A 421-nucleotide genomic window follows, 5' to 3' on the forward strand; every position below is an offset into this window, starting at 1 on the left:
TCCTGCGGTGGGTGACCACCGTGCGGGTTCGACCCCCGCCCTCGGCACCATATGCGCCCGTAGCTCAATTGGATAGAGCGTTTGACTACGGATCAAGAGGTTAGGGGTTCGACTCCTCTCGGGCGCGTTTTCTTTCGGGAAGTGGCTCAGCTTGGTAGAGCACCTGGTTTGGGACCAGGGGGTCGCAGGTTCAAATCCTGTCTTCCCGATACTTGTTTGGGGCCTTAGCTCAGCTGGGAGAGCGCCTGCCTTGCACGCAGGAGGTCAGCGGTTCGATCCCGCTAGGCTCCACCATTAGTTCTTTGAAAACTGAACGAAACAAACAACGTGAAACGTCAATTTTTATTTTAGATGCTAGACAAACTAACTTTATTGGAGAGTTTGATCCTGGCTCAGGATGAACGCTGGCGGCGTGCCTAAT

General features: G+C 53.9%; 3 tRNA genes. All 3 read left to right on the forward strand.

From position 1 onward, the window contains the following. Positions 1 to 53 precede the first annotated feature (53 nt). The 3 genes from GBN78_RS29955 (at position 54) to GBN78_RS29965 (ending at position 294) form a co-directional block, all read left to right on the forward strand. A tRNA-Arg gene (locus GBN78_RS29955) sits at positions 54 to 127 on the forward strand. A gap of 8 nt (positions 128 to 135) precedes the next feature. Next, positions 136 to 209 (forward strand) — tRNA-Pro (locus GBN78_RS29960). A 9-nt stretch (positions 210 to 218) separates the two neighbouring features. After that, positions 219 to 294 (forward strand) — tRNA-Ala (locus GBN78_RS29965). Positions 295 to 421: the final 127 nt, after the last annotated feature.

The sequence above is a fragment of the Bacillus sp. B2-WWTP-C-10-Post-4 genome, from assembly GCF_009183805.1.
Taxonomy (GTDB): Bacteria; Bacillota; Bacilli; order Bacillales; family Bacillaceae_G; genus Bacillus_A; species Bacillus_A cereus.